The following is a 2,965-nucleotide window of genomic DNA, read 5'->3' as shown; positions in this document are numbered from 1 at the left end:
CTAGTAGGGGAAAAAAATGCTTCACCAAAAAACGGATCGCAACGACAATGAATGGTCAAGCTAGAGGATAAAAAGGTAAGGCATATGTTTTATTGGAACTCAGTAAAGACACATTTTCTTCTCAATCCAAAACTTCCTCACGATCTGAAGGAAGCTTATTTTCGTCTCTATCAAAAATCTCCGCAGCTTTCGTCTCACATTTGGATTACAAGCTCTGGTACTTCCGGAAAACTTAAAATTGTAGCGCTTTCCAAAGAAGCTCTTTTGCATTCTGCAGAGAATGTTAATGCTCATTTGCAGAGCAATGCTTCTGACGTTTGGGCGCTTGCGTTGCCAGAGTTTCATGTGGGTGGGCTTGGAATTTTGGCGCGCGCGCATGCAAGTGGTGCGCAGGTAAAAGTGTTTGATCGCATTGATGAAGGAGTAGTGAATTGGGACCCTCGTCGCTTTGTTCTTTTTTGTGATGAAGAAAACGTAACGCTTACTTCGCTTGTTCCCACTCAAATTTATGATTTGGTTTCGCACAATCTTTCATGCCCCGCAAATATACGTGCTGTCTTTGTTGGCGGGGGAGCGCTTTCTGAACTGTTGTATGAAAAAGCGCGAAGTCTAGGCTGGCCTGTGTTGCCAACCTATGGTCTTACCGAATGTTCATCTCAAGTGGCCAGTGCTTCGCTCTCGTCTCTTGAGAACGAAGAATTTCCTTTTTTAGAAATTCTCCCACATCTTGAAGTGAAAAAAAATGAACAAGGTCTTTTGCAGTTCAAAAGCAAAAGCTTGCTGACAGGTGTTTCGTCGCTTGATTATCTGGGTGAGGTTCAGTTTGTAGATCCCAAATATCAAGCGGATGATGGCATTTGGTTTTCTTCTGAAGATCGTGGCGAGTGTGATGGAAAAAGACTTTTTCTTTTTGGCCGCGAGAGTGACTTCATCAAAATTTCGGGCGAGAGTGTGGATTTTGCTTGGCTTAGCCGTGCTTTTCAAGCGGCAAAAATTCAAATGCGCTACACCGGAGATGCAGCTCTGGTTTCAATTCCCGATGAGCGTAAAGGATTTCATATAGCCTTGGCTGTGAATAAATTTTGCTATGGCGATCACGAGTGTTTGCTCGATTATTTAAATCAACACGTTCCGCCATTCGCAAAAGCTGAAGAAGTGTACAAAGTAGACGAAATTCCACGCACGCCAATGGGAAAAGTGTTGCTGGAACAACTACGCAGCAAGATATTGGGATAGTTTTTGTCGGAGATCTTCTGGCATTGGTGTTGGCTTCAGGTTCTTTTTTTCCACAAACACATGCGTTGTATCTACGACGGCGCAAGGTTTTCCAGTTTTATCCTCAAACAAATAGCGAAGTGAAAAAGAGCTTGTTCCAATGTGAGTGACCTGAACTTCTATGGTATAGGTTTCGCCAAAGTGAAGCGGCGAAGTGTATTCTGCACTGGCTTTGCGCATGGGGGCAATGTGAGCATCGTTTTGAAACCAGTTTTTCCAGTCAAGCCCAAGTGATTCGAAAAAATCTTCGAAGGCATTGTGCGCAAATTCAAAAACCTTTGCATAAAAAATAATGCCAGCAGGATCGGCATCGTGAAAGCGAATTTTGGTGGAAGTTTTAAAGTTCATGCTTATCTAATATTTTCCTGTTACGCCAAGAATCACGGTGATGATTCCCAAAACCAAATTGATAAGAGCGAACATGCGAATTTGGTTTAACTGTTTATCGGCAAGTTCTTGCTTCCCTTGGCTAAGGCAGGCGCGGAGCCGTTTGTAGGGCGCGAAGTAAACATGCATGAACATAAGCATCATGATGATGCCAAGCATTTGCATGAGATGAACGTTTATGCTGAGGTGTTTAAATCCACCGTAGTAAGCAAAAATCATCCAGTATCCAGTAACGAGCAAGGTGATTAAGGAGAGCCAAACCCACTTAAAAAATCGAGTGAGTACGTGCGACCAAAGCCTAAGGCGTTCGCTTGTTTCAGCCAAACTTCTGCTGGCTGGACGGAGCACAACATACGTGAAGAACATACCGCCTACCCAAATAAGTGCGGCGAGGAGGTGAAGTGTGATGGCAAATTTCATGAATTTCTCCTTTAGATTTTGAGATCAGTAGTGCAATCAAACTCACTTGGCAAGGGTGAAGAAAAAGTTGACGAGCAGCTTCAAGCTTTCTATGGTTCGCCGCCCTTAAGCAAAAGGAGTAACTATGGGATGTCCAAAGCATGTAGTAGCAATTATAGGCGGAGCCGTCGCAGGTTCAGAAGCAGCAAAGCTTTTAGCCGAACAAGGTATTGGCGTTGTGGTTTTTGAGCAAGGCGAACGTCCATATGGAAAAATAGAAGGCGGCCTTCCTGTTTGGCACGACAAAATGCGTGCTGCGGAATTTGGCCGTATTGATGAAGTGTATGCAAACAATCTTGTTTCGTTTGTGCCGCTTACCCGCATTGGCAGAGATATTTCCTTTGAAGCCTTAAAAAAGGAGTGGGGATTTAGCGCTGTGTTTTTGGCAAACGGCGCTTGGAAAGATAGACCCCTCGAAATTGAAGGAGTCGATGATTATATTGGCAAAGGTTTTTACTATCAAAACACGTTCATGTCTTGGTTCAATCGCCGCGAAGAAAAAGACCTCAATGGAGAGCCGTGCGAAATAAAAGAGGGTGCTATTGTGATTGGCGGCGGACTTGCCTCCATCGACGTGTGCAAAGTCTTCATGTTGTGCAGCATCCAAGCAGCTTTGCAAAAGCGTGGCATCTCTGTTGAGATTGCAGAACTCGAACGCAAAGGCTGTGATAAAATTTTGGCTGAAAACAATCTCACGTTTGAAGAGCTCGATGTAAAACCATGCACACTGTTTTACCGTCGTAGCGAACAAGATATGCCGCTGGTCGCATTTAAAGATTCCGCAAGTGAAGAAGAAAAAGAGAAAACCTATAAAACCCGCAAAGTCTTGCTAGACAGAGCTTGC

The 2,965-nt window shown here is 44.0% G+C and carries 4 protein-coding genes; 2 read left to right on the top strand and 2 right to left on the bottom strand.

The features are described 5' to 3' along the window. Positions 1-51: 51 nt before the first annotated feature. Entirely contained in the window at positions 52-1,236 is a 1,185-nt protein-coding gene (locus COV43_06955; GenBank protein PIR25139.1) for an o-succinylbenzoate--CoA ligase, read from the top strand. Here the strand turns inward: COV43_06955 and COV43_06950 are convergent. Both COV43_06950 and COV43_06945 read right to left on the bottom strand, forming a co-directional pair. Then, positions 1,213-1,623: a hypothetical protein gene (locus COV43_06950; GenBank protein PIR25138.1), complete on the bottom strand. Its 411-nt coding sequence runs from the start codon at positions 1,621-1,623 to the stop codon at positions 1,213-1,215. The genes COV43_06955 and COV43_06950 overlap by 24 nt on opposite strands. 6 nt (positions 1,624-1,629) lie before the next feature. Further along, on the bottom strand, positions 1,630-2,082 hold the full coding sequence (locus COV43_06945) for a hypothetical protein (GenBank protein ID PIR25137.1): 453 nt from the start codon (positions 2,080-2,082) through the stop codon (positions 1,630-1,632). 124 nt (positions 2,083-2,206) lie between these two features. On the opposite strand from COV43_06945, the gene COV43_06940 reads away from it, so the two are divergent. Further along, positions 2,207-2,965 (top strand): hypothetical protein (locus COV43_06940; protein PIR25136.1); only part of this gene is annotated, 759 nt, incomplete at its 3' end.

This window comes from Deltaproteobacteria bacterium CG11_big_fil_rev_8_21_14_0_20_42_23, from assembly GCA_002796345.1.
GTDB lineage: Bacteria > UBA10199 > UBA10199 > 2-02-FULL-44-16 > 2-02-FULL-44-16 > 1-14-0-20-42-23.
Note: the sequence above shows the minus strand (reverse complement) of the source record. Positions and strands in the feature narration are given on the sequence as shown.